This window comes from Actinomadura sp. KC345, assembly GCF_004348515.1.
Taxonomy (GTDB): domain Bacteria; phylum Actinomycetota; class Actinomycetes; order Streptosporangiales; family Streptosporangiaceae; genus Spirillospora.
In genome coordinates this window covers 1-1,139 of sequence record NZ_SMKH01000583.1, presented here as the reverse complement: position 1 = coordinate 1,139, position 1,139 = coordinate 1, and the positions used below count along the sequence as shown (strand labels likewise).

At 65.6% G+C, this 1,139-nt stretch carries 1 protein-coding gene; it reads right to left on the bottom strand.

What is annotated here, in order from left to right:
* Nucleotides 1-1,139, bottom strand: a 1,139-nt coding sequence (locus E1281_RS39730; protein ID WP_131884823.1) for a hypothetical protein, incomplete at both ends; no start/stop codon positions are given.

Genomic DNA, 1,139 nt, shown 5'->3' with positions numbered 1-1,139 from the left:
GCGCATGCTCGGGACGGGGTGCGGTCCCTCGGTCTCCAGCCGGTACTCCTCACCGAACTTGTGCTGGTGGTCCTCCATGACCTGGTCGCTGGGCGGCCGCTCGGCGTTGATCTTGTCCTGGTACTCCTCGAACCGGCGGTGGGCCTCCTGGACGTAGCCGGTGCCCAGCGTCGTCCAGTCGATCTGGGTGGCCAGCAGCTCGCGGACGAGCTGCTTGTTCGGCTCGAAGGTGACCGGCTCGGGCAGCGACGGCGCCAGAATCGACTCCGGGTCGCGGCCGTCGTGGCGGCGCATCAGGTCGCACGCGATGCGCAGGTGCTCCAGCTCCATGTTCAGGTGCAGTTCCCAGACGCCCTTGACGCGCGGGTCCGATTCGGTCTGCATGAACGAGTAGTACAGGTAGCACTCGTTGTACTCGTGGTTGACCAGCCGCTCCCACCAGGTCTCCCCCGGGTCGACCAGCGACTCGTAGTGCGTGACGTGCTCCTCTTCGACCAGGCCGATCTCCTGGTAGAGCTGCCGCGCGATCGGCTCCATGTACATCGGGCCGACGTTCATGTAGAAGTTCATCGTCTGCTGCTCGGCCGCCATGATCGTCAGCGCGTGCAGTTTGGAGATCGGCGCCGCGGCCTCCCGGTCGTAGGGCTCGCGGACGTTGTCGATCGGGTGGCGGTGATGAAGCCGCGTGGGCCGTCCCGGGATCGCCTCGGTGAGCTGGTCGATGATCTTCTCGGCCTTGCGGTGCTCGATGATCTCGTACAGGTTCGCGTACCGGTACAGGTGGTCGAAGTCCTCCAGCAGCCCGAACTGGTAGGCCTGCCTGAGATAGGGATCGGGCTCCTGCCGGGCGACCCAGCCGGTCAGGTCGACCGCGACCTGCTCGTAGGAGATCGTGGTCTCCAGCACCGACGCCTGGCCGGGCAGCAGCCAGTTGACGACCTTCTGCTGCTGCTGCTCGATGTTGCGGACCTGCGCGAGCTGCTGCTTGACCTCCAGATCCGGGCAGACCCGGTTGAAGTGGTGACTGAACATGATCGCCTCCACCTCGATGCCGTTCATCGCGATGATGCGGCACTTGGTGTAGGGATCGGAGGTGTCGGGATCGACGGGCGCGACGTCCAGCTGGCCCCAATTGCGCA